Origin of the sequence: Streptomyces flavochromogenes (genome assembly GCF_000717595.1) — a bacterium.
In the GTDB taxonomy this organism is placed as follows: Bacteria; Actinomycetota; Actinomycetes; order Streptomycetales; family Streptomycetaceae; genus Streptomyces; species Streptomyces flavochromogenes.
In genome coordinates this window covers 28,372-55,360 of the sequence record NZ_JNZO01000020.1, presented here as the reverse complement: position 1 = coordinate 55,360, position 26,989 = coordinate 28,372, and the positions used below count along the sequence as shown (strand labels likewise).

Genomic DNA, 26,989 nt, shown 5'->3' with positions numbered 1-26,989 from the left:
GTACCGCCCCCGCCCCCGTCGGAACCCCTTACCCCGGCGGCCAATCTACCCAGCGGCACGGAGCGTGACCCGTGAAGAGGGAGAAGTGACCGAGGGTGCCCTGGAGTGGCGTGGATCTTGCGGGGGCCGGGTCCCGCAAGCCGTGGGCCTGGCAAGATTGAGGCGTGCCGACCAGCGCACACCGTGTGACGTACGCCAAGCCACCGACCGAGGGACTGATCGCCTGATGCCTACGAGCGAGCTCTTCCTGAAGGATGTCATCGACATCAAGGAAGACGTCCATGCGGGCGACTTCAAGATCGAGCTCTCTCAGGGATTCAGCGAGACCGACGCACGGGTTGCCGAGTACGTCGTCACCGAACAGCTCCAGGGTGCTTTCCGGCACGCGCTGAGCATCGTGTCGAACGCGGTCCGTACGGGGAACTCGCACGCGGCCTATCTGCACGGCTCCTTCGGTTCCGGTAAGAGCCACTTCCTGTCCGTGCTGCACGCGGTGCTCAACAACCACTCCGCGGTGCATGCCAAGCCCCGCCTCATGGAGGTGGTCGCCCCGCACCAGGACTGGCTGCGGCAGAGCCGGTTCCTGATGGTTCCCTACCACCTCGTCGGCTCCACCGACCTCGACTCGGCGCTGCTGGGCGGCTACGTGCACACCGTGCGCGAACTCCACCCCGACGAGCCGCTGCCCCCCGTCTACCGGGCCGACGCCCTGCTCGCCGACGCCCGGGCCCAGCGGGCGTTCCTGGCCGACGACGCGAAGTTCCTGCAGTGGCTGGGCAAGGGGGCTGCGGCGCTTGCCCCCAGCAGCGCCGCGCCCGTGGAAGCCGACCCCGACGACATGGCGCCGCTGGACGCGGGTACCGGCGTGTCGGCTGCGGGCGGCTGGAGCAGCACCGACTTCGACCGGGCGTTCACCGCTTCCGCCGTGGACGACCCGTACCGGGAGAAGCTGGTCTCCGCGCTGCTGGCCGGGCCGATGGCTTCGTACGCTCAGGGCGTACGCGGTGAGGCCGGGGCCTATGTGCCGCTGGAGAACGGCCTGAAGATCATCTCCCGGCATGCCCAGGCTCTCGGCTACACCGGGGTCGTGCTCTTCCTGGACGAGCTGGTGCTGTGGCTCCAGGCGAACATGGGCAAGCAGGACTTCGTCCGGGACCAGGTGCAGCGGCTGGTCAAGCTGATCGAGTCCGCGGACAGCGGCCGGCCGGTGCCGATCGTGTCGTTCATCTCCCGCCAGCGGGACCTGTCCCAGCTCATCGGCAGCGATGTGGCCGGTGCCGACGTGGAGAACCTCGAGCAGCAGATCGAGTACCTCGCCGAACGCTTCGACGTCGTCGACCTCGAGGACAGCAACCTCGTCGAGATCATCAAGCACCGCGTGCTCTCCCCCAAGCCGGGCATGGAGTCCGTCCGCGACGACGCGTTCAAGATCGTGGAGTCGTCGAACGACGAGGTGCGCCAAGTGCTCCTCGACGCGCAGGGCCGCACCGAGGCCAGCTGGGACGACTTCCGCGAGCTCTACCCGCTCTCCCCGGCCCTGCTGAACGTGCTCGTCGACCTCTCCGGCGCCCTGCAGCGCGAGCGGACCGGCCTGAAGCTGGTGCAGGAGCTGCTGCGCCGGCGTCGCGACGACCTCAAGCTCGGGGAGCTGATCCCGCTCGGAGACCTGTACGACGTCATCGCGGACCGCACGGGCGCGGCCTTCACGCCCAAGCTGCGCCGCGAGTCGGAGATCGCGCACCGCTTCCACGGTCGGGTCAAGGACACCCTTCTGGAGAAGTACAAGTCGAAGGACGACAAGCGCTTCCAGACCGACGACCGGCTGGTCAAGACGCTGCTGCTGGCAGCCCTCGCCCCCAATGTGCCCGCGCTGACCCGCCTCACCGGCAGCCGGCTCGCCGCGCTGAACCACGGCGCGATTCGCACCCGGGTCGGCGACGCGGGCTCCGTGGCCGTCAAGCGGCTGCGGGATCTCCAGGTGGAATACGACGGAGAGCTGCGCAGCGAGGGGGACACCAGCGATCCCGTCTTCCACCTGCACCTCTCGGATCTGGACGTGGAGCCCCTCCTCGAAGAGGTTCAGGGAGCCGCCGACCAGCTCGGCTACCGCCGTCAGTGGATCAAGGACCAGTTGTGGCGGGCGCTGGGAGTCAAGGACACCGAGTCCTTCGTCTGTGAGCGGGAGGTCGTCTGGCGCGGCACCAGGCGCCGGGTCGAGCTGGTCTTCGGCAACGTGCGTGACACCCACCTGCCGGACGAGGAGTTCACGCCGCAGCTGCCGGGCAACATCCGCATCGTCTTCGACTACCCCTTCGACGACGCGGACCACTCACCCATGGACGACGTCCAGCGTGTCGACAAGCTCCGGAGGGCCGGTCGGAACGAGCCCGTCCTCGTCTGGCTGCCCGACTTCTTCTCCGAGCAGACGGGGCGGCAGCTCGGCCGCCTCCTGAAGATCAACTACCTGCTGGAGCGGGACCGGCTGGAGGATCACACCGCCACCCGCCCCGCAGAGGAACGTACTCAGATCCGCAACCAGCTCAAGGCCTCGCGGGACAGCCTCACCGAACGGCTCACCACATCGCTCCTGGAGCTGTACGGGATCAACCGGGCCGAGCCCGGCACGGTCGGTGCGCAGGTACCGGAGGGGCAGCATCTGATCTCCCTCCAGCGCGGTTTCGAACGGACCCGGCCGGAACCTGCCGTCGGGTTCGAACAGAACCTGCTGCTGCTCGCCGACGAGATGTACGCGGCGCGCTACCCCAAGCACCCCGATTTCGACCCCCGGCTGACCCGCAAGCCCATCACCCTGGGCGACCTCAAGACCACGCTTGAATGGATCACCCGGGCGATGGAGGACGGGTCGCGGCGGGTGGTCGTCGACGGCCACCACCTGGAGAAGGTCCGGAAGATCGTGCACGCGCTCGGTCTCGGAGAGGTGCACGACGGTCCGCTCGTCGTCACCAACGACTGGCGGCTGCGCATCAACAAGCGGGCCGCGGAGAGTGCCGACGCCGACGGCGATCTCGCCGTGGAGACCATCCGTACCTGGATCTCCGAGATGGGCTACGAAGGGCTCGACCGCCACGTCGGCAACCTGCTCATCGCCGCCTACGCGCTGGTCGACGACCGCACCTGGATCTACCAGACCTCCACGATTCCGCAGGCCCCCGAGCTCGACAAGATCGGCCCCGGTTATGGGCTGCGGGCAGTGGCGCTGCCGGACGAGGACACGTTCAGCAATGCTCTGCGCAGGGCGGGTGTCATCTTCGGGGTGCACGTTTCGCCGGTGCTCTTCGCCCGTAACGTCGCCCAGCTCGCCAACAAGGTGCGGGGTGTCGCGGACGAACACCGCAAAGCCGTTGCAGGGGTGCGCGACCTGCTGCAGAAGCACGCCGGCCGGCTGGGCCTGGAGGGGCCCGGAGGTGTGCAGGCGCCGCGACTTCAGTCCCTGAAAGCCGCCGCCGATCTCATGGCCCGCGTACAGCGCACCGGCGATCCGACCCTCGTCGTCCAGGAGATCGCAAGCATCGCCTACGAGGTCGGCGACGAGGAGATCGGTGCTGCCCTCAAGCAGGCGCCCGATGTGCTCTCCGAGCTCCACTCAGAGGAATGGCCTCCGCTACTCGACACAGTCCATGAACTGTCGACGCGCGACGACTCCGTCGGCGACCGGGCCCGCGGACTCCTGGCAACCGTCCAACGTGTGGCGAACAGCCATGAGTCCCGCGACGAATCCCTCGCCCCGGTCCTCGCCGGCATCCAGGGCTCGGCCATGGCACTGATGAGGGAGGCCACCAGGCTCGCCCAGGCGGCGCAGCCGGTGACTGCGCCGCCGGCCCCGGCGCAACCGACCGCCGAGGACATCCGGCTCACCGAGCACGGCAACCCGTCGGTGCCCACCGTCTCGCCCCAGGCGGTGGACCCCCGACAGGGAGCAGCGTGGCCAGGGCCTGCCGCTCCTACCGGGCCGGTCGCACCCACCCCCGGCCCGCCGGGCTCCCACGGTGCGTACCTCGTCGAACCGACGCGGCTCGAAGCCAGTCTGGCTGCCACCGTCGCGGAACTCAGCAGCGAGCTCCGCACCTTCCTCACCGCTCATCCCGGCGCCCGCGTCCAGGTCTCGTGGCAGGTCGTCGAGGCCGATGCCGGGACGGCCGACACCGAAGAGGCAGGCAACTGATGGTCCAACCTCTTCCGCAGGTCGGCCGCCGCACGATCGAAGCCCTACTGGAAAAGAACGCTTCCGCGCTGCGCGACCGCTCTCTGATGTTGATCCACGGCCGCTACGCACCTGGGGCCACCGGCGCTTTCACCGCTACGGTGGGCGGTGAGCCGCGGCGGGTGAGCGTGCGAGACGAGTCGTCCGTCCTCGGCCTGCTCGCCGCGTGGCAGGAGCACCGCGCGGACGCAGCCCCGGGCAGCCTGCTCGTGGTCACCACCGGGGTGGACGACGCACAGCTCGGCTGGGACCTGCGCGGACACGCGGTGCGCCGTCGCACGCTCACCGTGGACCGAGCCGAGATCGTCCTGCAGCGCTTCGGTGCCGCCGGCCTGGACATGCGGATGTACCGCGAGGACTGGCTGCTGGAAGCGTTGCTCGACGCCGAACCTGCTGAAGGCGGCTGGCCGAGAGCCGCGGGGGTGCTCACCCGGGACTCGGCCCTGCGCGCCCTGGTCGTCGTACGCCTCGGGCTGGCCCGGACCCCAGGCTCCGCGGACACGTCGAGAGAAACCGCCATCGACGCGGACTCCCTGCTGGCATGGTCCCGCACGACGGCAGGCCCCCGCCGATTCGCCGAACTCAAGGACGTCGAACGGGACGAGCTGAAGAAGTGGCTCGGCGAGGTGGCCGGCCCTGCGGTACCGGTGCTGCTCGCGCTCGCGGAAACGGGGCGGGGGGCGGACGCCATGGCACTCGGCTTGCTCGGCGCGGCGCTGCGCGATCCGGCGGCGAGCCCGGACACGGTCCTCGCCGTCGGCGGACTCTTCGGTCAGGCACGCCCTCGGCGCGCCGAACTCACCGCTTTCACGGACTCGGTGGAAGGGACACTGATCCGCTGGATCTCCGAGGCACGCAGCAGCGACAGTGCCAGACAGCGCGTCTTCGCGGTACTCGACCGGGCCGATGAGCTGGCACGCGACGCGGGCCTCACGACGGGCCTGGCCGCCAGCCGATTTCTCCCCTCCAGCTTCGCAGCCCAGCTGGGGGCGGTGATCGCGGCAGCCCGCCAGTCTCCGGACGCGGGCGAGAACGAACTCGCAGACCTGAAGGGGCATGCCCTGGCCGGGCTCTTCCCCGACCGCGTACGGGTCGCGGAGATGGCCGTACGCCTCGCACGCTGGCTGCGCCTGCCCGTACCCGCCGTCACAGGGGTGGCGGCCGGAGTCGCAGCGCACGGAGCCGACTGGGGCTGGGCCGACCGGGCGCTCACGGTGCTGTGGAGCGGCGATCCCGGGGGCGACCGGGAAGCCGCGCGGCATCTGCGCGCGCTGTACGCCGAAGGGCGGGACCGTAGGGAAGCACTGGACGAGGCTTTCGCCCGGCAACTGGCGGGGTGGACACTCCATGCCACCGCTCAGCAGCCGGGCGGCGCTCTCGTGGTCGAGAACGTCCTGGAGACCGTCGTGCGACCGCTGGCCGCCGGCGTGGCCCCCCTTCTCATCGTGCTGGACGGTATGAACAGTGCCGTTGCGGCCCAGCTCGGTGAGGAGACGGAACGCGAGGGCTGGCGGGAGATCATTCCGCGTCCGGCACAGGGCGAACCCGCACAGCGCCTCGCGGCGGTTACGACTTTCCCCTCCGTGACCCAGGTGAGCCGGACCTCACTGCTGACAGGGGCTGCGGTAGCGGGCGGTCAGTCAGTGGAATCATCCGGCTTCACTGCCTTCTGGAGGAAGCGTCGCAAGGACGCCGAGCTCTTCCACAAGGCCTCGATCGGCGGAGACGCCGGGCATTTCCTTGCCCCGGAACTACTGCTCGCCCTCGCCTCGGATGCCGTCGTCGGAGTCGTCCTCAACACGATCGACGACGCTCTCGACTCCGGGCAGCAGGGCCAGCGCACCGCCTGGTCGCTGCACGACGTCACCTATCTGCGCGAACTGCTGGCCGCGGCCCGTAGTTACGGGCGACCCGTCGTTCTGACATCCGACCACGGACACGTTCTGGAGCGTGAACCGGGCAGTGCCCCGGTCGAGGTTGACAGGCCGGTCGGGTCTGCCCGCTGGCGGCCAGGCTCGGATGCCCGGGAGGGGGAAGTAGCCCTGCGAGGCCCCCGCGTGCTGGATGGCGACGGGACGATCGTCGCGCCCTGGCGCGAGAACATCCGCTACTCGGGTCGCCGGGCCGGATACCACGGCGGTGCTGCCCTGGCCGAAGTAACCGTGCCCGTGCTGGTCCTCGCACCCTCGGCCGAGCTGGCGCCTCAGGGATGGGATCCGCTTCCCCGGGAGCAGGCAGCACCTTCGTGGTGGTGGTCTTCTGCCGCCACTGCGACGGAGGCGGAGCCTCTTACGGCAGGTGAAGTCACCTCCTCGAAGCCCAAGCAGAGCAAGACTCCGAAGCAGTCCGAGGGACTGTTCACGGACGCGGACGTAGTGACGGCCGACGGGCGCGGTGGCGAGGAACTCCTGGCCGCACCGCTCAGCCTTGGCGACCAGGTGGTGGCGAGCGAGGTCTACGAGGCGCAGAAGGCGTACGTTCGCAAGGCGCCGGAAGTAAAGATCGTGGCGGCCGTGATCGATGAGCTGGTGGCAGCGGGCGGCACCATGTCCCCGGCCGCCCTGGCGGCAGCGATCTCGGCCACCGGACGTGTGCGACGAAACATCGAGGGCTTCGTCGCCACTGTCCAGCGGCTTCTGAACGTCGAGGGTTACCCCGTGCTCGGATTCATCGACGGCGGTCACACGGTCAAACTGGACGAGACACTGCTGCGCGGGCAGTTCCTGCCGACTCAGGGGTCACGATGACGGGCCCCGTGGCCCAGGCCAGCGCGGTCCGACGGCGGGAGGTCATCGACGCGCTGCGGCGCGGAACCGTGCCCCAAGCGGGTCTCGACCTCCTCGCGGTCGGCCTCGGTCGCTTCGAAGCGGCACTCGACGACGACCTGGCGACGGCCTCGCGGGGCGGGGCCGCCTTCCACGCGATTCGTGGAGACTACGGTTCCGGCAAGACCTTCTTCGCCCGCTGGCTTGCCGAACGCGCGAAGAGAGCGGGATTGGCTACGGCCGAAGTGCAGATCTCCGAGACGGAGACTCCGCTGCACCGGCTGGAGACGGTCTATCGCAGGCTGACCGAGCGGCTGACCACCGCAACACATCAGCCCAGTGCCCTGCGCGCGGTGGTCGATTCGTGGTTCTACACCTTGGAGGAGGAAGTCCTCGACGCCGGAGAGGCCGACGAAGAGGACGAGGCGGGGCTTGCCGAGGCGGTTGACGCGCTGATGGAACGACGGCTGGCGGAAGTCGCCCGCACCACGCCTGCTTTTGCCGCGGCGTTGCGCGGCTACCGCAGGGCCGTCGCGGCTGGGGACGGAGCCACCGCCGAAGCGCTCATCGCCTGGCTGGGCGGACAGAAGTCCGTCGCAGCCTCTGCGCGTCGTACGGCCGGCGTCCGTGGGGACCTCGATCACTTCGCGGCACTCGGCTTCCTCCAGGGGCTCCTCACCGTGCTGCGTGACTGTGGCCACCCCGGACTGCTCCTCGTCCTCGACGAGATCGAAACGCTGCAACGCGTCCGAGGCGACGTTCGGGAGAAGGGGCTCAACGCTCTGCGGCAACTTCTCGACGAGATCGACGCCGGACGCTTCCCCGGACTCTTCCTCGTCATCACAGGAACCCCGGCGTTCTACGACGGCCAACAGGGAGCTCAGCGACTCGCCCCCCTCGCGCAACGGCTCGCCACCGACTTCACCACGGACCCCCGCTTCGACTCCCCTCGTGCGGTCCAGCTTCGTCTGGCAGGCTTCGATCTTCCTCATCTCGGCGAACTCGGCCGAGCAGTGCGGAACCTGTACCGGGAAGAGGCGCGTCATCCGGACCGGATCAGCGAGCGGGTCGACGACGCGTACATCGGCGACCTTGCCGTGGCTGTTACTGGCGGACTCGGTGGGAAGGTCGGAGTCGCACCCCGGGTATTCCTGCGGAAGCTGGTCGCCGACGTCCTGGACCGGGTGGACGAGTTCGAGGACTTCGACCCACGGCTCCACTACGCCTTCACCGTCACCTCGTCCGAACTCACGGAAACAGAGCGCAACGCGGCTGCAGGGCGTGCGGATGACATCGAACTGGAGCTGCCGTGAGCGCCTCCGGCGAGCTGGACCCGGCGCTCGTCCACCACATCGTCAACACGCTGGGGTGGCGCAGCCTGCGTCCGCTTCAGGAGGAGTCGGTAGCACCGGTCCTCGCAGGCGACGACGCCGTACTCCTGGCTCCGACAGCCGGGGGAAAGACGGAAGCTGCGTGCTTCCCTCTCCTCTCGCGCATGGCGAAGAACCGGTGGACCGGCACCTCGGTGCTGTACGTCTGCCCGCTCAAGGCCCTGCTCAACAATTTGCTCCCGCGCCTGGAGAACTACACGTCATGGCTGGGACGTACGGCCGCGCTCTGGCACGGTGACACCACCGCCGGGGCCAGGAAGCGCATCCTGGCCGAGCGCCCGGACATCCTGCTGACCACCCCTGAGTCGCTGGAGGCGATGCTGGTCAGCGCCAATGTCGACCATGCGTCCTTCTTCTCGGGGCTCAGGGCAGTGGTGGTCGACGAGGTGCACGCCTTCGCCGGAGACGACCGAGGGTGGCATCTCCTCGCAGTCCTCGAACGGATGCAACGGGTGGTGGGCCGGCCCCTCCAGCGCATCGGGCTCTCGGCGACGGTCGGCAACCCGGAGGAGCTGCTCACGTGGCTCCAGGGATCGGGCGCAGGGAAACGGCCGGCCCAGGTCGTAGCCCCGCACCTGGCCGGACCAGGGCCGTCGGCGGCAGGGGATACCGCCGTCATGCCGCCGGGTGACATCGAGCTCGACTACGTCGGTTCCCTCGACAACGCGGCCACGGTCATTGCCTCGCTCCACAGGGGAGAGAAGCGTCTTGTCTTCTGCGAGTCACGAAGGCTCGTGGAGGAACTGGGAGAGAAACTCCGCGCGAAGGGGATCACGGCTTTCCTGTCCCATGCCTCGCTCTCTCTCGAGGAACGCAGACGGGCGGAGACAGCCTTCGCGGAAGAACGCGACTGCGTCATCATCTCGACCAGCACGCTGGAACTCGGCATCGATGTGGGCGATCTGGACCGGGTGATCCAGATCGACGCGCCATCCTCGGTCGCCTCCTTCCTCCAGCGGCTCGGCCGTACCGGGCGCAGGGCAGACACCTTGAGGAACTGCCTCTTCCTGGCGCTGGGCGAATCCGGGCTCCTGGACGCGGCAGGGCTGCTGCTGCAGTGGTCCCGGGGATGGGTAGAGCCCGTGATCGCCCCTCCTGAGCCGCGCCACATCGTCGCGCAGCAATTGCTTGCTCTCTGTCTGCAGGAGCACCGAGTGGGCGAGAACCTGTGGCAGGAGTGGTGGAACGGTCTCGGACCCTTCGGTGGCGCCGCAGAACCGATCGCGCGACATCTGGTCGACGAGGGATATCTGGACCGGGACGGAGGACTCCTGTTTATCGGCCCCGAAGCCGAACGACGTTTTGGTCACCGCCATTTCATGCATCTCACGGCAGTTTTCACTGCGCCTCCGCAATTCACCGTGCTGCACGGCCGGTTGGAGATCGGCCGAACCGATCCCAGCCTGCTCACCGAGCGGGTGAACGGGCCGCGCCGCCTGTTGCTCGGCGGACGGAGCTGGCTGGTCACGTACATCGACTGGCGGCGAAAGCGCTGCTTCGTGGAGCCCGTGGACGGGGGAGGAAAGGCGAAGTGGAGCAGCGCCGGTTTTGGCCCCGGAGCATCGTTCGAAGTGTCGCGGGCGGTACGCGAAGTGCTGCTGGGCACAGCCCCACCCGTGAAACTCACGCAGCGGGCGGTCCGGACCCTGAGCGAAGCGCGTGAGCACTTCCTGGAGCGGGTACATCCGGGAGGCACGCTCATCATCCGGGATGCCGATGGTCGCATGCGTTGGTGGACGTGGGCGGGACACCGGGCCAACGCCACACTGACGGCCACCCTTGATGAGGTGGCGGTGCCGGGCCAACGCGTCAATGATCACTGGATCCGGCTGCGTGAGGACGTGACGCCGGCGTCCTGGAAGAGTCACACGGCCGGTGCGGCCGACCGGCTTTGTCTTCCCGCAGTCGATGAGCGGGCTGTACGGGGTCTGAAGTTCGCAGAGGCGCTGCCGCCGAGGCTGGCGGAAGCGACGCTTTCCGCCCGTCTGGCCGGCTCGGAGTCTGCGGCTGCCGTGTTGTCCGAACCTGTGCGATTCGTCTCGATCGCTGGGCAATGAGACCGCCTGGGATGGGACGTCAATTTCCGTGGTGCCGGGCTTCAAGGGGTACCCCGTGACCCGCACCGCTTGATCTAGCCACGATCGCCACAGTTCCGGCCGACAGCCGTCGTGATGTTCTCGGCACGCCAGGCACTACCTAAGATCACCACAACCGAACTGCGGCCCGACGGGCTTCCTGGACAGGACATGCCCCCACCCGCACGAGTCACTCGTGCCCTGGGGGAACCATCTCGTGTCCATGCTCCTTCTGAGACTGTCGGCTCAGGATCTGCTCACTCTCGACTCGCGCGACCGGATGGTGCCGCATCTTGCCGCCCGATGGCGCTACTTCCGGGGAGCGGACGCCTCGGAGTCGGAGCGTTCTGCCTGGGCGGAGAGCCTGGTGAGCCTCGCGAGCGACCTGGTCGCAGCGGGACGGGGGAACGTGGAGATGATCGTCGAGTGTGCGGCCACCCTCGACGAGGCGGTCTGCCCCGGCGATCCCCGCCTTGTCGACGTCGTTCTGGTGGGGCGCCATCCAGAGCGCCACGTGCCCTCCGTGCAGTTGGTCGAGTTGAAACGTTGGTCGACGGTGAGCCGAGTGGAACGGGCGACCGCGGACCTTTTGCATGTGCCAGGTATCAAAGAGGAGAAGAAGCATCCGGCGCTGCAACTGGGTGCGAACTATGAGGCGTTCACAAGCCCTCGAGGCCCGTTCCAGGGCGCTGACTTCGAATGCGGTGGTTTCGCCTACCTGCACAACGCCACCGACGAATCCGTAAGAACCCTGATCGACGTGGACGCGCCGACGGGGGCCTATGCCCGCGTCTACACGAGTGACCGACGCGATCAGTTGTTGTCCGACCTCAGGATGAACTTCGCCGAGGACGGCGCGGCCTCCACGGCCGAGAGGATGCTGCAGAGCATGGGCCTGCGCAATACTCCGCTGCTGGATGCCATGATCTGGTCCCGCGGAGCCGACACAGTCTTCACCCTGCGGGGACGGCAGAAGGAGGTCGCGGATCGAGTCCTGGAGACTGCTTCGAGGGTCCTACCGGACCCTCGACGTCCGGCCTTGGTACCGGACGAGCGGCGTGTGGTCTTCCTCGTGACGGGCGGGGCGGGAACCGGGAAGAGCGCGATCGGCTTGCAGATCAAGGCGGAGCTGGAGGCTCAAGGCCGAACGGTCAAGTACGCCAGCGGCAGCCGGGCTTTCAACGGGGCCCTCCAAGAACACGTCGGCTACGGGGACCGGCAGTTCAGGGAGACGTTCACCTACTTCAGCAGCTTCGTCACTCCACCCGACCCGCTCCTGGACGTGCTGATCTGCGACGAGGCACACCGGCTCCGGGATCGGTCGACCAGCCGATTCTGGAAACCCGAAGAGCAGGGCACGGGACCGCAGGTCGACGAGCTCCTGGCTGCTTCCCGTTTGACGGTGTTCTTCCTGGACGAGGGACAGTCCGTGAGACCGAACGAGGTCGGAACGGTCGATCTGATCAAGGACGCAGCCGAGCGGCACAACGCTCTCGTCATTCCCTACAAGTTGAGGGAACAGTTCCGATGCGGGGGCAGCGACGCCTACGTCCGTTGGGTGAAGGCGTTGCTCGGCGTGACGGGCGAGGAGCCTGGCAAGTGGCGTCCTGACGGACTGATGCACATCGAGGTGGTGGATACCCCGGAAGAACTGGAGCGGATCATTCGGGTCGAAGCACTGGCCGGTGCGTCCGGGCGCATGGTCGCCGGCTACTGCTGGCCGTGGACGAAGCCGCTCGGCAAGGAACGACGACTGGAGGCCGACGTCCGTATCGGTGAGTGGCACCGGCCGTGGAACGCGGACAGTGAAAGCTTCTGCGAGAACGAGGCTCCGCCGTCGAGGATCTGGTCCGTGCACGAGAACGGTCTGGGTCAGATCGGTTGTGTCTACACCGCGCAGGGACTCGAATGGGACTGGTGCGGGGTGCTCATGGGTGACGACATGGTGCGCCGCGGTGACCGGTGGGTCTTTCGGCGGGGCAAGGAGCTCAAGACAGCAGATCCGGGTATCAAGCGGGTTGCAGAGCCCGGTTCGTTCGATCCCAAAGTGAAGGCCGGCAGTGTCGATGACGACGAGTTCGCGCGTCTCGTCCGGCACGCCTATCACGTGTTGATGACCCGGGCCAGTCGTGCCACGGTGCTGTATTCCACGGACCAGGAGACCCGGGACTATCTCAAGAGCCTCGTCGGCAAAGTCGAGATTCACGGGCTGCGTCCCACTTGGGAGAACCTGCCGGTGGAGGCGCGTACACCACATCTGCCCAGGCCTGGCCGAGGGCGGGGGCGGGGCAAGGGGAGACGTCAGAAGGGTGGGAGGTCGCAAGCCCCTGAGATGAGGCTGTTCTGACAGGAGCTGTCGCATAAGTGAGGTGGCGGACTCACCGGGCCCGCCACCGGCCTGCACTAGAAGAGCAGACCTGCCATCGCCACCAGGGCCGTCACCAAAAGATTGGAGACGACTGCGGCGGCGATCTCGATCAGGATCTCGCGGATCCGTTCACGACGCGCAGGCTTGCACTCGACTGAGGTCATGGCCACTCCAAAGCAGTGAGATCGGAATGGCAGGGGGACGCCCTACCGGGCATCCACGCTCGCGTCGCATGTCACCACACGACGGGCACAACCATTCCTCACCCGCAGCTCATTGGGGCGAGCTCAGGAACCGCAGCCTCGTACCCTCCGGGAAGGTGCGCAGCGCGATCATGCTAACTCGTGAGCCCACGCTGGGGTGTGGATTCCGCAGTTGCAGTCGCATGTGCGCGCACCAGGCATGACCCAGGTGCCTACGACGCTCACAGCGTCGAGGGGATGAGCGAGCGGAGCTTCTCACGGGTCTCCGGGTCCGTCGAGTAGATGATCGTGCCGATCATGCCCCGGGTCAGCAATACTTTGTACGTGTTGCGGACGAGACGGTCGACGTCCTCGTCTGCGGTGGCCTTGGTGAAGGACGGGTCCTTGGACGCGCTTCGGTCCACCAGCCATCGGTCCGTACGCCAGACGAGGTCCGGTCCCATGATCACGCCTGACCAGTCGTACTCGAAGCCCTGAGCGGTGTAGACGCACCCGACCTGTCCGAACCCTGCTGGGTCGGTGGCCCAGAGGGGTGCCGGCGGAGCGCCGAGCAGGGCACGGTCGCCGAAGAGGTTCCACGGCTTGGCCCAGTCGCCGATTACCACGTCGGTGGGCAGGGTGTGCATGCTGGATGTGATCTTCGTCGTCCACTTCCAGCAGTAGCCCGCGGACATGCGCGCACCGTAGTCCTGGGCCCGTCGGGCAGCCAGGAAGTCCTCCAGCTCCTGGGGGGTGTCCGCGGTCAGGAGCTGTACCTTGTCGTCCGACTCCCACACGGTGGGCGCGTTTCCTTCGAGCCCCAGCAGGTCTACCACCCAGCGCATGTAGGCGTCGCTGCCACCGCACCGGAACTGGCTGTCGAGTTTCACCACCGTGCAGTCCAGCCCCTGTTCGGCCGCCGCTTCCTGGATCTGTTCCACGGTTCCCATCTCGCCCGGACGCACCACTTGGTGCTGGTCCAGCAGGAACACCGGAACCCGCGCGGCGTCCATCAGCTCCGCCACCTGCGGTCGGCCGGTCCGCAGAGTCGCCTTTGTGTAGCGGTTGGCGGAGGTCTTGCGCAGCCGGTGCGCCTCGTCGCAGACCAGCACGTCGAGGTCGTTCGGCTCAGCCTCCATGAAGCTGTTGAAGTAGCGGAAGAGCCGCTGGACCTCCGGCTTGCGGGCACCGGCGACCTTGCGCATCGTCTTGGTGAAGGACTGCGATCCGGTGGCGTGCAGGGCCGGTACCCCGCGCCGGTAGAGGTCGCCCAACAGGGAGAGCGCGATCACGCTCTTGCCGGAGCCTGGCCCGCCGGCCACGACGACGACCTGCTTGCGGTTGGACCGCCGGGCCTGTCGGACTGCCGACATGACCGTTTCGTAGGCGAGCCGCTGTTCGTCCAGCAAAACGAACTGCTCCCGGTTGCGTACCTCTTCGGCGGCAACGGCCATCAGCTGCCTCGACGGCCGCACCTTGCCCTGCAGCAGGGCGTCGGCTGCCTCGGCACCCGGCTTTGCCGCCAGCCTCGAGCGGAGGTAGCCGAGGAAGGCACCACGCTGGTCGCCGGTGAACATTCGGCCCCGATCGTCCTCGGTGACGGCACGGAGTCCCGCCACCCCGAAGTCGGTCGCGTTGTGAAGGTAGGCGACCCCCGCGACCGAATCGGGGATCCGTTCAAGTGCTCCGTTGAACGAAATGAGGTAGTCGCAGTAGCCGCGCACCTGCTCGATCGGGTTGAGGATCGGATGCGGGTAGGCGTCGATGCGGCACAACAGCGGATCGTCCTCCTCCGGATAGGCCTCGCTCCACTGCTTCAGCTCGACCACCACGTACGAGGGCTCTCCGGTACTCGGATGGACACCGGCAAGTATCACGTCCGCGCGCTTGCTGGTCAGGGGCAGCGCGTACTCCAACAGCATCTCGACTTCACCGAGCCCGGCTTCGACAAGCGCGTTGGTGAGTGCTGGGATGCTCCGCTGCCAAGAGCGCACCTCTGACGGCTGGGGCCGGTGGCGGTGTTTGTGCAGGAAGTTCTCGGTCAGGAGCTCGGCCAGCTGTCCCTCAAGGTGGGTGCGGTTGGCCAACGACGCCGCGGACTCACGGAACAGCAAAGGAAGTGCCCCCAGGCAGCACGAAGTAGCTCGTGCGGGTGGGGGCATATCCTTCGGTTCCACGGAAGTGGAGCGGAAGCCCGTCGGGCCGCTGAGATGGTCTTCGCCATCCTAGAACAGGCTATGGATCAGGTGCCTGAGCTGGTCGGCAACCTCAGATGTGGGGAGATGGTGACGCTGCTGACGCACGCAGCTCCCTTGCGCCGACGAAACGGGGACTCTGACCTGTGACCCTGCCCCGTCGCTTGCCTCTCCATGTGTTCCCAGGGACGCACCACGTGGAGTGCGTGGCGATCCTTGAGCCGGTGAAGAAGGACGCCTGACCTGGGTTTTCTTCGAGTGCGTGTGATGGGTGTCAGGTGCGTCAGGTGCGGTATCTCGACGCATGTTCGACACACGTGACGCACGTTTGACGCACGAACGGCGAGTTGCCTGATGGGGCGTCATGTGCGGTTGGTGACCGCCGCGCGGAGCCCTTGGCTGTGTGGCGGTAAGCGACGTGGAGGGCTGGGGCACTGGCTGCCGAGCTGTTGGCTGCCCCTGCCCCATCCGCCTCTCGGTAGTGACGTTCCGTGAGGCCAGGAGGTGTCCGGTCCGGGTCGATCAGGGGCCGAACGGGCTTCAGTGTCCGAGAAGGGCATGAGATCGTCGGCTCGTGGTTCGGGGATGTCGGGCAGCCGGGGCGGTGTGTTCAGCGTGTCGAGGCGATCCACGCGTGCTGCCGCTCAGTCGATCCATGCTTCGGCTTTGCTCCGGTCCTGACCTGCGGGTATGGCCTCGGTCCGGAGTCATGCGAGATGGCCGGGCGTCGTGCGGCGTGCGCAGCCGTATGCCGGAGAGGCTGAACCCCTCGGGGTCTGCGGCCGTACATAGCGCCGAGGTCGTCGGCGCTCCGAAGCGGGTGCGTGTGAGGGCCGGTGTTCATCCAGACGGCAATCCGTCGGCCTCCTTGTCATGATGCCGACGCCACTCCCTAAGGACCGTAGACCTATGACGATGATCAACAGCCCACTGCCGGAGGGCGACCGCGAGATCGCCGGCGCGGCCCTCCAGGCGACCTTGGTCGACCTGCTCGATCTGTCTCTGGTGGCCAAGCAGGCCCACTGGAACCTGTACGGACCCCGCTTCCGATCAGTCCACGTCCAGCTCGACGAGGTCGCCGCGATCGCACGCGACCACGCGGACACGGTGGCCGAACGCGCGGCTGCGCTGGGAGTGAGTCCGGACGGACGGGCGGGCACCATCGCGGGTACCAGCGGCTTGCCTGCCTTCCCGTCAGGCTGGACGAAGGACGGCGACGCCGTCGACGCCCTGGTGCACATGTTCTCCGCGGTCATCGGGAGGGTGCGGGAACGCATCGAGGCGACTGGCTCGGTGGACGCCGTGAGCCAGGATCTCCTCATCGGACTGACGGCCGAACTGGAGAGGCAATGTTGGATGTTCCAGGCGGAGAACCGCGCCTGACAAGGTCGCGCGTGCTGTCGGGCGGGGTGACCGCCGGTCCCTGACTGCGGACCCCCGGAGGTGTGCGGTCTCCGAAGGGGCGCACCTCGTGGGCAGCCCGGGTGAGGGTGAGCGGTCCACGCCGGCCGGCGGGCAGAATGCCGTGCCCGGCCCGGTGGTGGAGCTGGAGGAGCATGGTCGGCAACCACCGGCCAGTACTTCGCACGGGTGCCGACGCCCCCCTGCCGCGGCGGGAACACGAGCTCGGCCCGGTGCCGTTCCTGCCGCAGCGGGCCTTCTCGACGACGAGTTCGGAGATCGCTCCGAGCTCTCCGGTTCCACGATCCGTCCCCGGCCTGCCTGCCTTTCGGGGACGGCAACGGTGCGAAGACAGCCATGTCCGGTGGACGAGACGGTTACCGACGGACGGATCGTCCTGTCCGAAGCGACCGTCGAGGCTGCGGTCGGCAGCGCCCTCCTCGACCTGCTTGCGCGTCTTCTCCCGTCGCTGTCGAAGCCCCCTCGAACGCGAGCGGACCGATACGCGAGGGGACCGGCAACACGCCGGCACCATACGTCCGTGCCGCGACTACATGCCGAGTACGCCCTGCCTCTCCAATGCCTTGCGCAGGGCCCGCACGGCGTAGAAGGCGCGGCTCTTGACGGTGCCGGGCGGGATGCCGAGGTGCTCGGCCGCCTGGGCCACGCTGCATTCCAGGAAGTACATGAGACGGATGACGGTTCGGTGCTGCTCCTTCAGCTCCCGCAGCGCCTCCAGCACCGCGTGTGAGGTGATCGTGGACTCCGTGGCGTCCCAGGACACGTTCAGGTCCTCGACTGCCATCAGATCCAGTGGCCGGATCTGCCGGGCCCGGTGATGGTCGATGACCAGGTTCCTGACCACGGTGAACAGCCACGGCCGGATGTGTTCGCTGCGGGCGCTCAAGAACAGGGCGTGTTTCCAGGCGCGCGCCGCGGTCTCCTGGAGGATGTCTTCCGCTCTGTGCCAGTCGCCGTCCAGCAGCCGCGCGGCGTACCGGACGAGCAGAGGCCCGTACTGCTCGTAGATGTCTCGTACGAAGGCGTCGTGGTCGGTGTCCGAAGCGACGTGCGGGGCATGAGCCCGAGTCGGAGCGAGGGGGGCCGTCCCCGCCTTCATGGTCCCGTTCATGGGTGGTGCCAATTCTGTTCGAGTGTTCCGTGGCGTGCTCCCCCGCTTGCGCGGGGGAGTGGCTCCACACTCGGCGGGACCCCTTTGCGGAACCTTGTCGTCTCCTTGTCGCACCGCTTGTCGGTCCATGCCGCCGACTCCCGGCGCGTCGTCGTGTCCCCCGAGGGGATGCTCGGCGGCGCCGACGAAGCTCTGGCCCCCGGCCGGAGGAAAAGGGCCGGGGCAGGGGGTCTACGGGGTGCACCCACCGCATTCCTGTGGGCCTCCAGTTGCTCGAACGCGTCCGGCGCCCGCCGCCTCCTCGTACCGGTCGAGTCCATGGAGGGCACAGCTCACGCGGTCCCAGCGCTGGACCTCACGCCACGGGGCTTCCTGGCAGGGGGCGGTGGCCCGGCGCTGTGCCACTTCCAGGGCGGGGGGCGGTGAGGTGATCCCTCGAACCGGCTGAACGTCATGCTGGGGATGTCGGCTCTCCTGAGGCAGGCCGAGTTCGTCGACACCTCTTCGGTGTTCCGGGGCCACGATGTGTGCCGGCCCCCGGACGGGCAGTGGATCGACCCGCTGCTGCCGCGGACGTCCGGATCCGCCCACCCCAACGCCGTCGGCCACCTGGTGACGGCCGTCGAGGTGTACGAGAGGCTCCGGAAGCAGTCACCGCCCTCGTCGGGGGCCGGAGCGACGCCCCGGCCCCCGAAGACCGGGACACGGGTGCCGAACCAGCACCTGCGGCATGGCCATCGCGGCAGCCCGGCGACAGGCGATGCCGGGCATGGGGCCGATGGATCCGAGGGTCTGTCGGCCCACCTGCCGGTCGCCGTCACGACGTCTGGCAGGGCTGAGGGTTGGAGGTCCTCGCATGGCCGCGCGCGCGGACGCTCCTGGCTCCGCGGAGTTCCCCTCAGGACCGCTCGGGCCGGAACGGACGCCGAGGTCACCACCGTCGGTGAACCGCGGTGCGGGATCGCTCGTAGGAAGCAGTGACGTCCGGGCACATGAAAGCACTGACCGGACGTCAGCCCTGCCGGCTGTTGTGGCGGCAGTCGGCAGGGTCGGTCAGGCCCCGGAGCCGCCCACCGTCCGATGAGCCAGGACGAAGTCTCACGCCCATTCTCATTGCACACGAATCAATTGATTGCGATGTGACGTTGTGCCGTGTTTCTCGCCGGAGCCGGTTCGCCTTGCCGTCCCGCCCTCTCAGGGCTAGAGCCCTCATACAGAAGGACATCGAAGATGCGTATCACCCGACCGACCAGGCCCGCCCGTCTGGTCACCCTGCTCGGCGTCGCGGCCGTGGGCCTCTCCGTCACCACCATCACCCTGCCCGGCACGGCCGGCGCGACGCCCCGTCCGCCGGTCCGGCCGACGATCGTGCTGGAGCACGGGGCGTTCGCCGACGCCTCCAGCTGGGACGGGGTCGTCGAGCGGCTGCGGCGTGCCGGCTACCCGGTGGTGGCCGCCGCCAACCCCCTGCGCGGACCGGCCACCGATGCCGCCTATCTGCGCAGCGTCGTCGAGCACATCGACGGCCCGGTGGTCCTGGTCGGCCATTCCTACGGAGGCACCGTCATCAGCCAGGCCGCCACGGGCCTGGAGGAAAAGGTCAAGGCGCTCGTCTACATCGCCGCGTTCCTTCCCGACACGGGCGAGAACTCGCTGGGCCTGACGAACAAGTTTCCCGGCAGCACCCTCGGCCAGGTCATCGATCCGGTGAACTACACGCTTCCCGACGGAGCCTCGGGCGCCGACGTCTTCATCAAGCCGGACGAGTTCCACCAGCAGTTCGCCGCGGACGTCCCTGCGGACAAGGCGAGGCTCATGGCCACCGGGCAGCGTCCGATCGCCGCCGCCGCGCTGGAGGAGAACTCCACCCGTGCCGCCTGGAAGACGATTCCCTCCTGGTCGCTGGTCACCACCGAGGACCGGAACATCCCCGTGGCGGCCCAGCGCTTCATGTCGGCCCGGGCGCACGCCCGTACGACTGAGATCGACGCCTCGCACGCGGTGTCCGTCTCGCGTCCCGACGCCGTCGCCCGCATCGTGGAGAAGGCGGCTCGTACGGTCCGCTGACCGGGACCCGCCGATCCGGGCAGAGGAGTCGTTCCGGCAGGTGCTTCCGCAAGCCGCATACGCGGTCGGGTGCGCGTTCCCGCGGGGTCCGTTGCGGATCCGTCCCCCAAGGGGTCACTCATGCCCCCTGCCTTCCGGCCGCGTCAGCAATCCCTTCTCGGCCAGACCGTGAACCGCGCCCACCCCGTCACCGTTTCCAGGCCGGCGGATGCGACGCCGGTCACCCGAAGCCGCGGCCCGCAACGACCTCCGACCGTACCCGCACCACCATCCCGCACCACAACCCACAACGAGAGGCAGCAACAACCATGCCGTTCATCACCGTCGGCCAGGAGAACTCCACCACCATCGACCTCTATTACGAGGACCACGGCACGGGGCAGCCGGTCGTGCTGATCCACGGCTATCCGCTCGACGGCCACTCCTGGGAGAAGCAGGCCGCGGCCCTGCTGGAGGCCGGCCACCGTGTCATCACCTACGACCGGCGCGGATTCGGCCGCTCCAGCCAGCCCACCACTGGCTACGACTACGACACCTTCGCCGCCGACCTGAACACCGTCATGGAGAGCCTCGACCTCCACGAGGCTGTCCTCGTCGGGTTCTCCATGGGCACCGGAGAAGTCGGCCGCTACCTCGGCACCTACGGCTCGGCCCGGGTCGCCAAGGCTGCCTTCCTCGCCTCGCTGGAGCCGTTCCTGCTCAAGACCGACGACAACCCCGAGGGTGTCGACGGGAGCGTCTTCGAGGGCATCAAGCAGGCCGTCACCGCCGACAGGTACGCCTACTTCAGCGCGTTCTACCAGGACTTCTACAACCTGGACGAGAACCTCGGCACCCGGATCAGCGAGGCGGCCGTCCGCAACAGCTGGAACGTGGCCGCCGGCGCCTCCTGGTACGCCTCGCTGGCCTGCGTCACCACGTGGACCACCGACTTCCGTGCCGACATCCGGAAGATCGACGTGCCGGCCCTGATCCTGCACGGCACCGCCGACCGCATCCTGCCCATCGAAGCCACCGGCGAGCTCTTCCACAAGGCGCTTCCGCAGGCTGACTACGTGGTCGTCGAGGGTGCCCCGCACGGCTTGCTGTGGACCCACGCCCGGGAGGTCACCGACGCCCTCCTCGCCTTCCTCGCCAAGTAGGGCAGGAGGCCGGCGCCGCCCACGGGCCGGACGGCGCCCGCACGCGCCCCGTCACCGCCGAGCGGTGACGGGGCGCAGTCCTGCACGCCCGCCGCATCCGGATAAGAAGGACGCACCACGGTGACCACCGCGCCGACGGAGCCGCGTACAGGCCCCCCGAAGGCGTCCCGGGACGTACTCCGGTGGAAACCAGACGGCGCCCCGGACGGGCCGTTCGGCAGCCGCAACCGTTCGGGGCTACGGAGGAAACCTCACGCCACGACGTGCGATGCCTCCGTTCGTCCCGACGGGGAGGTCCACCGCCCCCGCGCCGTCGGAGGGAAGGACGGCCCTTCGCTGAACCACCCTTGCCGGAGTTCTAAGCCGCAGGATGCCCACTTCTCGGAGTCGGAAGCTTATGACCGTGACGGGCGGCCGCTCTCTCCGGCACGGCGGGTGCGGGGTCCGCGTCCATGTCCAGCGCGGTGAGCCGGTCACGGACCTGCTGGGCGCTGTGGGACATGGCACGCTCGTCGGCGCTTTCGAGGGCCTGGACCCAGTTCGCCCGTGCGCCTTCCCGGTCGCCCAGCGCCAGCCGGGTGTCACCCAGCCGCATCAGTGAGCCGATGGCGTTCCTGTGGTCGCCCAGCTCCTCGAACGCCCGTGTCGCCCGCTGGTAGGTGGCCACCGATTCCTCGTAACGGCCGAGCATACGGAGGGTGTAGCCCAGGATGTCCCACGCCTGGGCCAGCTGCCACGGCGCGCCCAGGCGCTGGAACAAGGCGATGCCCTCCTCGCTGTACTCAAGGCTCTTCTCAAGCTGCCCGAGGTTGGCGTGGAACCAGGCGAGCTCCATGAGGCACTCGGCCAGCCACAACTCCTCACCCGTCTCCCGGGACAGCTCCAGTCCCTTTTCGGAGAACGTCACGGCCTCCTGGATCCGGCCGAACAGGAACAGCGCACACGCCATGACGTAGTGGGCTCGGGCCTGTTCACCGGTCGCGTCGAGCTCTTCGAAGATCGTGACGGCACGTCGCAGGTGCTGAAGGGCTTGCTCCTGGTGGCCGAGATAGCCGTGGATGTGGCCGAGGTGGCGTAGGCAACGGCCTTCTTCCAGGCGGTTGTTCCGGCGTCGGGCCACTTCGAGGGCGGGGGTCAGCGCGGTGATGGCTTCGGGCCAGAATTCCTGGCGGTTGAGATGTTCCTTGAGCGACCAGGCCAAGCCGGTGGTGTGGTGGTCCAGCCCCTGGCCGACGGCGGTGTGGAGGAGGCCGGTCAGCACCCGGTGTTCGGCGGTGAGCCATCGGGTCGCCTGCGCGACGGTGGTGAGGCTCTCCGGGGTGACGCCCGGGCCGGGTGCACCGAGGTCGAGGTCGGGCGGCGTGTCCTGCTTGAGGAGCTGGTTCGCCTCGTGGGCGGTGAACAGGTAGTGGTCCAGGATCCGGAGGGTGGCCTGGTGGCGTTCCTGGACGGTGTCGTGGGCGTGGACGAGTTCGGTGGCGTAGCCGCGCAGCAGGTCGTGCAGGCCGTAGCGGCCGGGCAGCGGTTGTTCCACGAGGCATGAGCTGACCAGGCCGGCGAGCGCGCGGCGGGTTCGGGCGAGGGGCAGACCGGCGAGGCTCGCCGCGGCGGGGGCGGTGATGTGGGGGCCGGGGTGCAGGGCCAGGAGGCGCAGGAGCCGGGCGGTGGGCTCGTCCAGGGACCGGTAGGACCAGGAGAAGACGGCGCGTACGTCGGTGGTGGAGTCGGAGCCGGTGAACGCGTCCAGGCCCTCGGTGTCCCGCAGGTCGTCGACGATGGCGTGAAGGGGGAAGGACGGATCGAGTTCGGCGCGGGCGGCGACCACCGCCATGGCCAGGGGAAGCCGTCCGCACAGGCGGATGATGTCTGCCGTGGCGGCGGGCTCGGCGGCCACTCGTTCGGTGCCCAGGCGTCGTTCGAGGGCTTGGTGGGCCTCCGCCTGTGAGGGCAGGGGGAGGGCGAGGGGCCGGGCGCCGTCGGTCGTGATCAGCCCGGGAAGCCGGTTGCGGCTGGTGATCAGCGTGAGGCAGCCCGCTCCCCCGGGGAGGAGGGGGCGCACTTGTTGCTCGTCGCGGGCGTTGTCCAGGACGACGAGGACCTGCCGGTCGGCGAGGAGGCTGCGGAAGAGCGTGCTGCGGCCCGGGGTGTCCTCCGGGATGCGCTGGGCGGGAATGCCCAGCGCGGTCAGGAAGCCGTGCAGAGCGTTGCCGGGTTCGACGGCGGGTGCGTGGGGGTGGAAACCGCACAGGTCGACGAAAAGCTGCCCGTCGGGGAAGGAGGAGGCTATGCGGTGGGCGTGGTGGACGGCGAAGGTGGTCTTGCCGACCCCGGGAGCCCCGCTGATGACGACGGCAGAGGCAGCGGTCGTTCCGGACCGGGTCGGCACACCGCTCACGGCCGACAGCCACGCGCCCTCGGCCTCCCGCCCCGCGAAAACCGTCAGGCTGCGCGGCAGTTGCGCCGGACGGGTCCGGGGCGGCGGCGTTCCCTCGGCATCCGCCGCCGGGTCGCGACTCGCATCGGACGGATCGGCGGCGTCGGACGCTTCGTCCTCGGCCGGACCCACGGACGCGTCCGCCTCCGGCGTTCCGGACGTGCTCGGCCCAAGCGGATCGCGCCCGTGTCCGGTACTCCCTCCGGATACGGATGCCGCGCCGAACCTGCTCAGCTCATCGGCTGGGCGAAGGGGCGGCAGGTCGTGGTGGAGGATGCCGTGGTGCAGGGCGCGCAGGGTCGGGCCGGGTTCGAGTCCGAGCTCCTCGGCGAGGTGCCGGCGCAGGTCGGTGTAGCGCTGGAGCGCTTCGGGGTGCCGGCCTGCCAGGTACAGGGCGCGCAGCAGCAGGACCCAGCCGGTTTCCCGCAGAGGATGCTCCGCGGTCATCTCCTGCGCCGCGTCCAGGGCCTCGACGATCCGTCCTTGCAGGAGCAGCGCAGTGGCACGGATCTCACGGGCGGTCTGGCGCAGTTCCTCCAGGCGTGCCGCCTCGTTGACGACGAACAGGTGGTGCGCGGCGTCGGCGAACGCGGGGCCGCGCCACATCTCCAGGGCTGTTCGCGCCTCTTCCGCAACGTGTTCGGGCCGACCCTGGTGCATGAACCGGTGCGCCCGGGCAAGGGTCCGCTCGAAGCGCACGGTGTCACGGCTCTCGGCCGGTACCCGCAGGGCATAGCCCAAGGGCTCGGTGACCAGCACCTCGCAGATGCCCTTCCGGCGCAGGTGCCGGGGTTCCAGGACCGCGCGTACCTTGCTGACATGGGCGTGCAGGGAGCCCATCGCTCCGTCCGGTGTCCGGCCCGGCTGTTGCGGCCACAGTTCCTCGCACAGCGTCTGCGGAGCGACCGCCCGGCCGTCGGCGAGCAACAGGCGGATCAGCAGCAGCCGTTGTCGGCGCCGGCCCGGATCGAGTGCCGCCCCCGCTCGCCGTACCACCAGCGGACCCAGCAGTCCGAAGTCGAGATCCTGTCCCACGCCTGCCACCGTACTCATCCAGAATCCCGCTCGCCGACGCCACCATCGGAAGCACATACATGACCACGACCAGCCGACATGAGGGCGATCCGCTCCCGCTGTGACGAAAACCGGACCCGCGCGATCCCCGTCGCGGTGACCCAGCCGCCGAGATGGGTGCTGCTGAGGTGATCGGGGCGGTGGGGACCCCGTCGTCCCCTCCCGCATACCACACGGGACATTAGCAGGACGCCGATCGGCGTGATCCCTTCGGAGGCGGCCATGCGCTGGACGGCTTCCTCGTCGAGATGGAGCCCCGACCCGCGGAGTGCTGCACACGATGCGCGTGAGGCGGTCCGCGAAAGGTCCATCCTGGTCGAGCGCCGGAACCACCACCCTGCGAAGGCGCCGCGGATTCCGGCCTGCCGAACCGCGGGCGCCCGCGCCGCGGAGCCGGTGCAGATGTATCTCCGCAGGCGCCGTCCTGCCAGAGGTGCTTCCAGGCAGACGTCCCTCACCTGCGACGACGCGTGAACCAGCGTGACATCCGCTCCGTTGAGTGACCGAACGGCCGTCGTCAGGAGTGGAGAGAAAACAATGGTCCATGTCGAAGGAACGAGTACCGCCCGGTTCGAACCGGTCCGAGCGGCGCTGGCAGCGCACCTGGAGTCAGGCGAGGAACTGGGGGCGTCGATCGCCGTGGATGTCGACGGAGTCATGGAAGTCGATCTCTGGGGCGGGCACGCCGACGAAGCGCGAACCGTCCCGTGGCGCCAGGACACACTGGTCAACCTCTGGTCGACCACCAAGACCCTGAGCAGTCTGGCGGCCCTCGTCCTCGTCGACAGGGGGGCACTGGATCTCTACCGACCGGTCGCGCACTACTGGCCTGAATTCGCTGCCCAGGGCAAGCAGGACATCGAGGTGCGGCACGTCCTGGCGCACACCTCGGGGCTGTCCGGCTGGCAGCAGCCGTTCACCATGGACGATCTGTACGCCTGGCCTACCGCCAGCGCCCGGCTGGCCGCGCAGGCGCCCTGGTGGGAGCCGGGCAGTGCCTCGGGCTATCACGTGCAGACCCAGGGGCAGCTCGTGGGAGAGCTCGTCCGGCGGGTCAGCGGCCGTACCCTGACCGAGTTCGTCGACACGGAGATCGCCAGGCCGTCGCTGGCCGACGTCCAGATCGGTGCGCGGCAGGCCGACTGGCCGCGCATCGCCGAACTGGTGGCCCCGGCGCAGCTCTCCGGGATACCCGCCGGTCTCGATCCCGAGGGGATCTTCATCAAGACCTTGCTCGGAAGTCCCGCCAGGGACGAGCATGTCGACACGCCGCAGTGGCGCCGTGCCGAACTCGGCGCGGTCAACGGCCACGGCAACGCACGAGGCATGGCCCGTGCCCTCTCCGTGATCTCCCGACGAGGCCAGGTGAACGGCCTCCGGCTCCTTTCCGAGGAGACGGTGGAGAAGGTCCTCGACGTACAGGCGGACGGGGTCGACCTGTTCCTGGGCGTTCCCGTGCGCTGGGGCATCGGATTCGCGCTCGCCGATGCGAGGACGATGCCGCACATGCCCACCGGAAGGGTCTGCTTCTGGGTCGGCCGGGGCGGTTCGATCGTCATGATGGACCTCGACCGGCGCGTCACGTTCTCGTACACGATGAACCGGCTGGGCGACGGAATCCTCGGCTCGCAGCGCACCCACGACTACATCAGGCATGTCTACGAAGTCCTGGACTCCACCGCCTGCTGACTTCGGGAACAGGAGAGGCGTCGACCCTGTCCGAGGTCGGCGAACCTCGCTCAGTCGCGGTGCCAGGGCCACCGGATACCGGTTGGCGGCTCTCGAGCCGCACGCCACGCGGGGCCTTGCGGGGCGGTCCCCGAGGCGCCTATGACCCTCGGGCGGAGTGGGCAGGCGGCATCCGGCCGGCGGGGCGCGACTGGATCCGGAGCTCCGCCGGGAGCGTGGAGACGCGCCCTCGGGTGAGGGGCCGACAGGCGCGGCGGGAGACCGCGACCAGATCCGAAGAAGGCGCTCAAGCGGTGAACCGGACCGCGTTTCCCCACGTTGCGCTGATGGGACGCGCCTGCGTCCCTGCGATGCCGCCGTGCGCCGTGGCCCCCGGCGGCACCGCACCATCATGGAAGGAACAACTGACCAGTGAAACGCTTCATCACACGCCTCGGGGTAGTCGCGGCGGCCGGAGCCATAGCCGTTGTGCTGCCTGCTTCGTCGGCGTACGCCATCAACCGCACCGATTGCAATGGATTGGGTCTCCTGTCCCTTCACAACGCAGGCGGCTCCCTCTGCTTCGCCAACGCGGGCGTGCAGAGCGTGGCGATCTACGGCGTGGATCGGATCTGGACCGGAGACAACAAGGTCACGTTGGAGTACGTGCCGAGGCTGGGCGCGCCGGCAACCAGCGCGACCGTGGACAAGTGGCATTTCGGCAACGCCGCCGGTGAGCCCATCCACAAGATCACGAAGATCAGGATCTGGTAGCGCCCGCAGCCGCGCACCAGATGATTGCCCATCAGTGTTGTCGACAGGGCAGTCAGAAACGCCGATGCGGTGGGGGAGAGGGGCAGCCGGAGGGGTGGC

14 protein-coding genes are annotated in these 26,989 nt (G+C 68.6%); 10 read left to right on the top strand and 4 right to left on the bottom strand.

Annotated elements, in window-relative coordinates:
* The first annotated feature begins 226 nt into the window (after positions 1–226).
* The 5 genes from IF00_RS0124625 (at position 227) to IF00_RS0124605 (ending at position 12,800) form a co-directional block, all read left to right on the top strand.
* Positions 227–4,183: a BREX-2 system ATPase PglY family protein gene (locus tag IF00_RS0124625; protein ID WP_030321491.1), complete on the top strand. Its 3,957-nt coding sequence runs from the start codon at positions 227–229 to the stop codon at positions 4,181–4,183.
* Positions 4,183–6,969 (top strand): BREX-2 system phosphatase PglZ, encoded by a 2,787-nt coding sequence (gene pglZ, locus IF00_RS0124620; protein WP_030321489.1) that lies wholly within the window; start codon positions 4,183–4,185, stop codon positions 6,967–6,969. Before IF00_RS0124625 ends, pglZ begins: the two co-directional genes overlap by 1 nt.
* Complete coding sequence (gene brxD / locus IF00_RS0124615; RefSeq protein ID WP_030321487.1) at positions 6,966–8,300, top strand: BREX system ATP-binding protein BrxD; 1,335 nt, start codon at positions 6,966–6,968, stop codon at positions 8,298–8,300. Before pglZ ends, brxD begins: the two co-directional genes overlap by 4 nt.
* Positions 8,297–10,435 (top strand): DEAD/DEAH box helicase, encoded by a 2,139-nt coding sequence (locus IF00_RS0124610; RefSeq protein ID WP_030321486.1) that lies wholly within the window; start codon positions 8,297–8,299, stop codon positions 10,433–10,435. The genes brxD and IF00_RS0124610 overlap by 4 nt, the downstream gene beginning before the upstream one ends.
* 241 nt (positions 10,436–10,676) lie before the next feature.
* Positions 10,677–12,800: a DUF2075 domain-containing protein gene (locus IF00_RS0124605; protein ID WP_245234625.1), complete on the top strand. Its 2,124-nt coding sequence runs from the start codon at positions 10,677–10,679 to the stop codon at positions 12,798–12,800.
* A gap of 56 nt (positions 12,801–12,856) precedes the next feature.
* On the opposite strand, the gene IF00_RS47095 is transcribed toward IF00_RS0124605, so the two are convergent.
* Together IF00_RS47095 and IF00_RS0124595 are read right to left on the bottom strand one after the other, a co-directional pair.
* Positions 12,857–12,985 carry a DUF6408 family protein gene (locus IF00_RS47095; RefSeq protein WP_245234619.1) on the bottom strand — a complete coding sequence of 43 codons (129 nt, stop codon included), beginning with the start codon at positions 12,983–12,985 and terminating at the stop codon, positions 12,857–12,859.
* A gap of 260 nt (positions 12,986–13,245) precedes the next feature.
* Entirely contained in the window at positions 13,246–15,165 is a 1,920-nt protein-coding gene (locus IF00_RS0124595) for a DNA/RNA helicase domain-containing protein (RefSeq protein WP_245234624.1), read from the bottom strand.
* Between the two features lie 942 nt (positions 15,166–16,107).
* On the opposite strand from IF00_RS0124595, the gene IF00_RS0124585 reads away from it, so the two are divergent.
* A complete protein-coding gene (locus IF00_RS0124585) occupies positions 16,108–16,581 on the top strand; it encodes a Dps family protein (RefSeq protein WP_030321476.1) in 474 nt (157 codons plus the stop codon).
* Positions 16,582–17,149: 568 nt separating this feature from the next.
* Here the strand turns inward: IF00_RS0124585 and IF00_RS0124580 are convergent.
* Complete coding sequence (locus IF00_RS0124580; protein ID WP_030321474.1) at positions 17,150–17,731, bottom strand: sigma-70 family RNA polymerase sigma factor; 582 nt, start codon at positions 17,729–17,731, stop codon at positions 17,150–17,152.
* A 1,230-nt stretch (positions 17,732–18,961) separates the two neighbouring features.
* Between IF00_RS0124580 and IF00_RS0124570 the strand changes: the two genes are divergently transcribed.
* Both IF00_RS0124570 and IF00_RS0124565 read left to right on the top strand, forming a co-directional pair.
* A complete protein-coding gene (locus tag IF00_RS0124570) occupies positions 18,962–19,798 on the top strand; it encodes an alpha/beta fold hydrolase (RefSeq protein WP_030321471.1) in 837 nt (278 codons plus the stop codon).
* A gap of 308 nt (positions 19,799–20,106) precedes the next feature.
* Positions 20,107–20,940: an alpha/beta fold hydrolase gene (locus tag IF00_RS0124565; RefSeq protein ID WP_030321469.1), complete on the top strand. Its 834-nt coding sequence runs from the start codon at positions 20,107–20,109 to the stop codon at positions 20,938–20,940.
* A gap of 358 nt (positions 20,941–21,298) precedes the next feature.
* Here the strand turns inward: IF00_RS0124565 and IF00_RS0124560 are convergent, their stop codons facing one another.
* Positions 21,299–24,409 (bottom strand): AfsR/SARP family transcriptional regulator, encoded by a 3,111-nt coding sequence (locus tag IF00_RS0124560; protein ID WP_030321467.1) that lies wholly within the window; start codon positions 24,407–24,409, stop codon positions 21,299–21,301.
* 576 nt (positions 24,410–24,985) lie between these two features.
* On the opposite strand from IF00_RS0124560, the gene IF00_RS0124555 reads away from it, so the two are divergent.
* Positions 24,986–26,137 carry an EstA family serine hydrolase gene (locus IF00_RS0124555; protein ID WP_030321465.1) on the top strand — a complete coding sequence of 384 codons (1,152 nt, stop codon included), beginning with the start codon at positions 24,986–24,988 and terminating at the stop codon, positions 26,135–26,137.
* Between the two features lie 411 nt (positions 26,138–26,548).
* Entirely contained in the window at positions 26,549–26,890 is a 342-nt protein-coding gene (locus IF00_RS0124550; protein ID WP_030321463.1) for a beta/gamma crystallin domain-containing protein, read from the top strand.
* Positions 26,891–26,989: the final 99 nt, after the last annotated feature.

Coding starts and splice junctions, on each gene's coding strand:
- brxD (WP_030321487.1), top strand. CDS start 6,966: ATGACGGGCCCCGTGGCCCAGGCCAGCGCGGTCCGACGGCGGGAGGTC.
- IF00_RS0124570 (WP_030321471.1), top strand. CDS start 18,962: ATGCGTATCACCCGACCGACCAGGCCCGCCCGTCTGGTCACCCTGCTC.
- IF00_RS0124595 (WP_245234624.1), bottom strand. CDS start 15,165: ATGCCCCCACCCGCACGAGCTACTTCGTGCTGCCTGGGGGCACTTCCT.
- IF00_RS0124605 (WP_245234625.1), top strand. CDS start 10,677: ATGCTCCTTCTGAGACTGTCGGCTCAGGATCTGCTCACTCTCGACTCG.
- IF00_RS0124580 (WP_030321474.1), bottom strand. CDS start 17,731: ATGAACGGGACCATGAAGGCGGGGACGGCCCCCCTCGCTCCGACTCGG.
- IF00_RS0124555 (WP_030321465.1), top strand. CDS start 24,986: ATGGTCCATGTCGAAGGAACGAGTACCGCCCGGTTCGAACCGGTCCGA.
- IF00_RS0124585 (WP_030321476.1), top strand. CDS start 16,108: ATGACGATGATCAACAGCCCACTGCCGGAGGGCGACCGCGAGATCGCC.
- IF00_RS0124565 (WP_030321469.1), top strand. CDS start 20,107: ATGCCGTTCATCACCGTCGGCCAGGAGAACTCCACCACCATCGACCTC.
- IF00_RS0124625 (WP_030321491.1), top strand. CDS start 227: ATGCCTACGAGCGAGCTCTTCCTGAAGGATGTCATCGACATCAAGGAA.
- IF00_RS47095 (WP_245234619.1), bottom strand. CDS start 12,985: ATGACCTCAGTCGAGTGCAAGCCTGCGCGTCGTGAACGGATCCGCGAG.
- pglZ (WP_030321489.1), top strand. CDS start 4,183: ATGGTCCAACCTCTTCCGCAGGTCGGCCGCCGCACGATCGAAGCCCTA.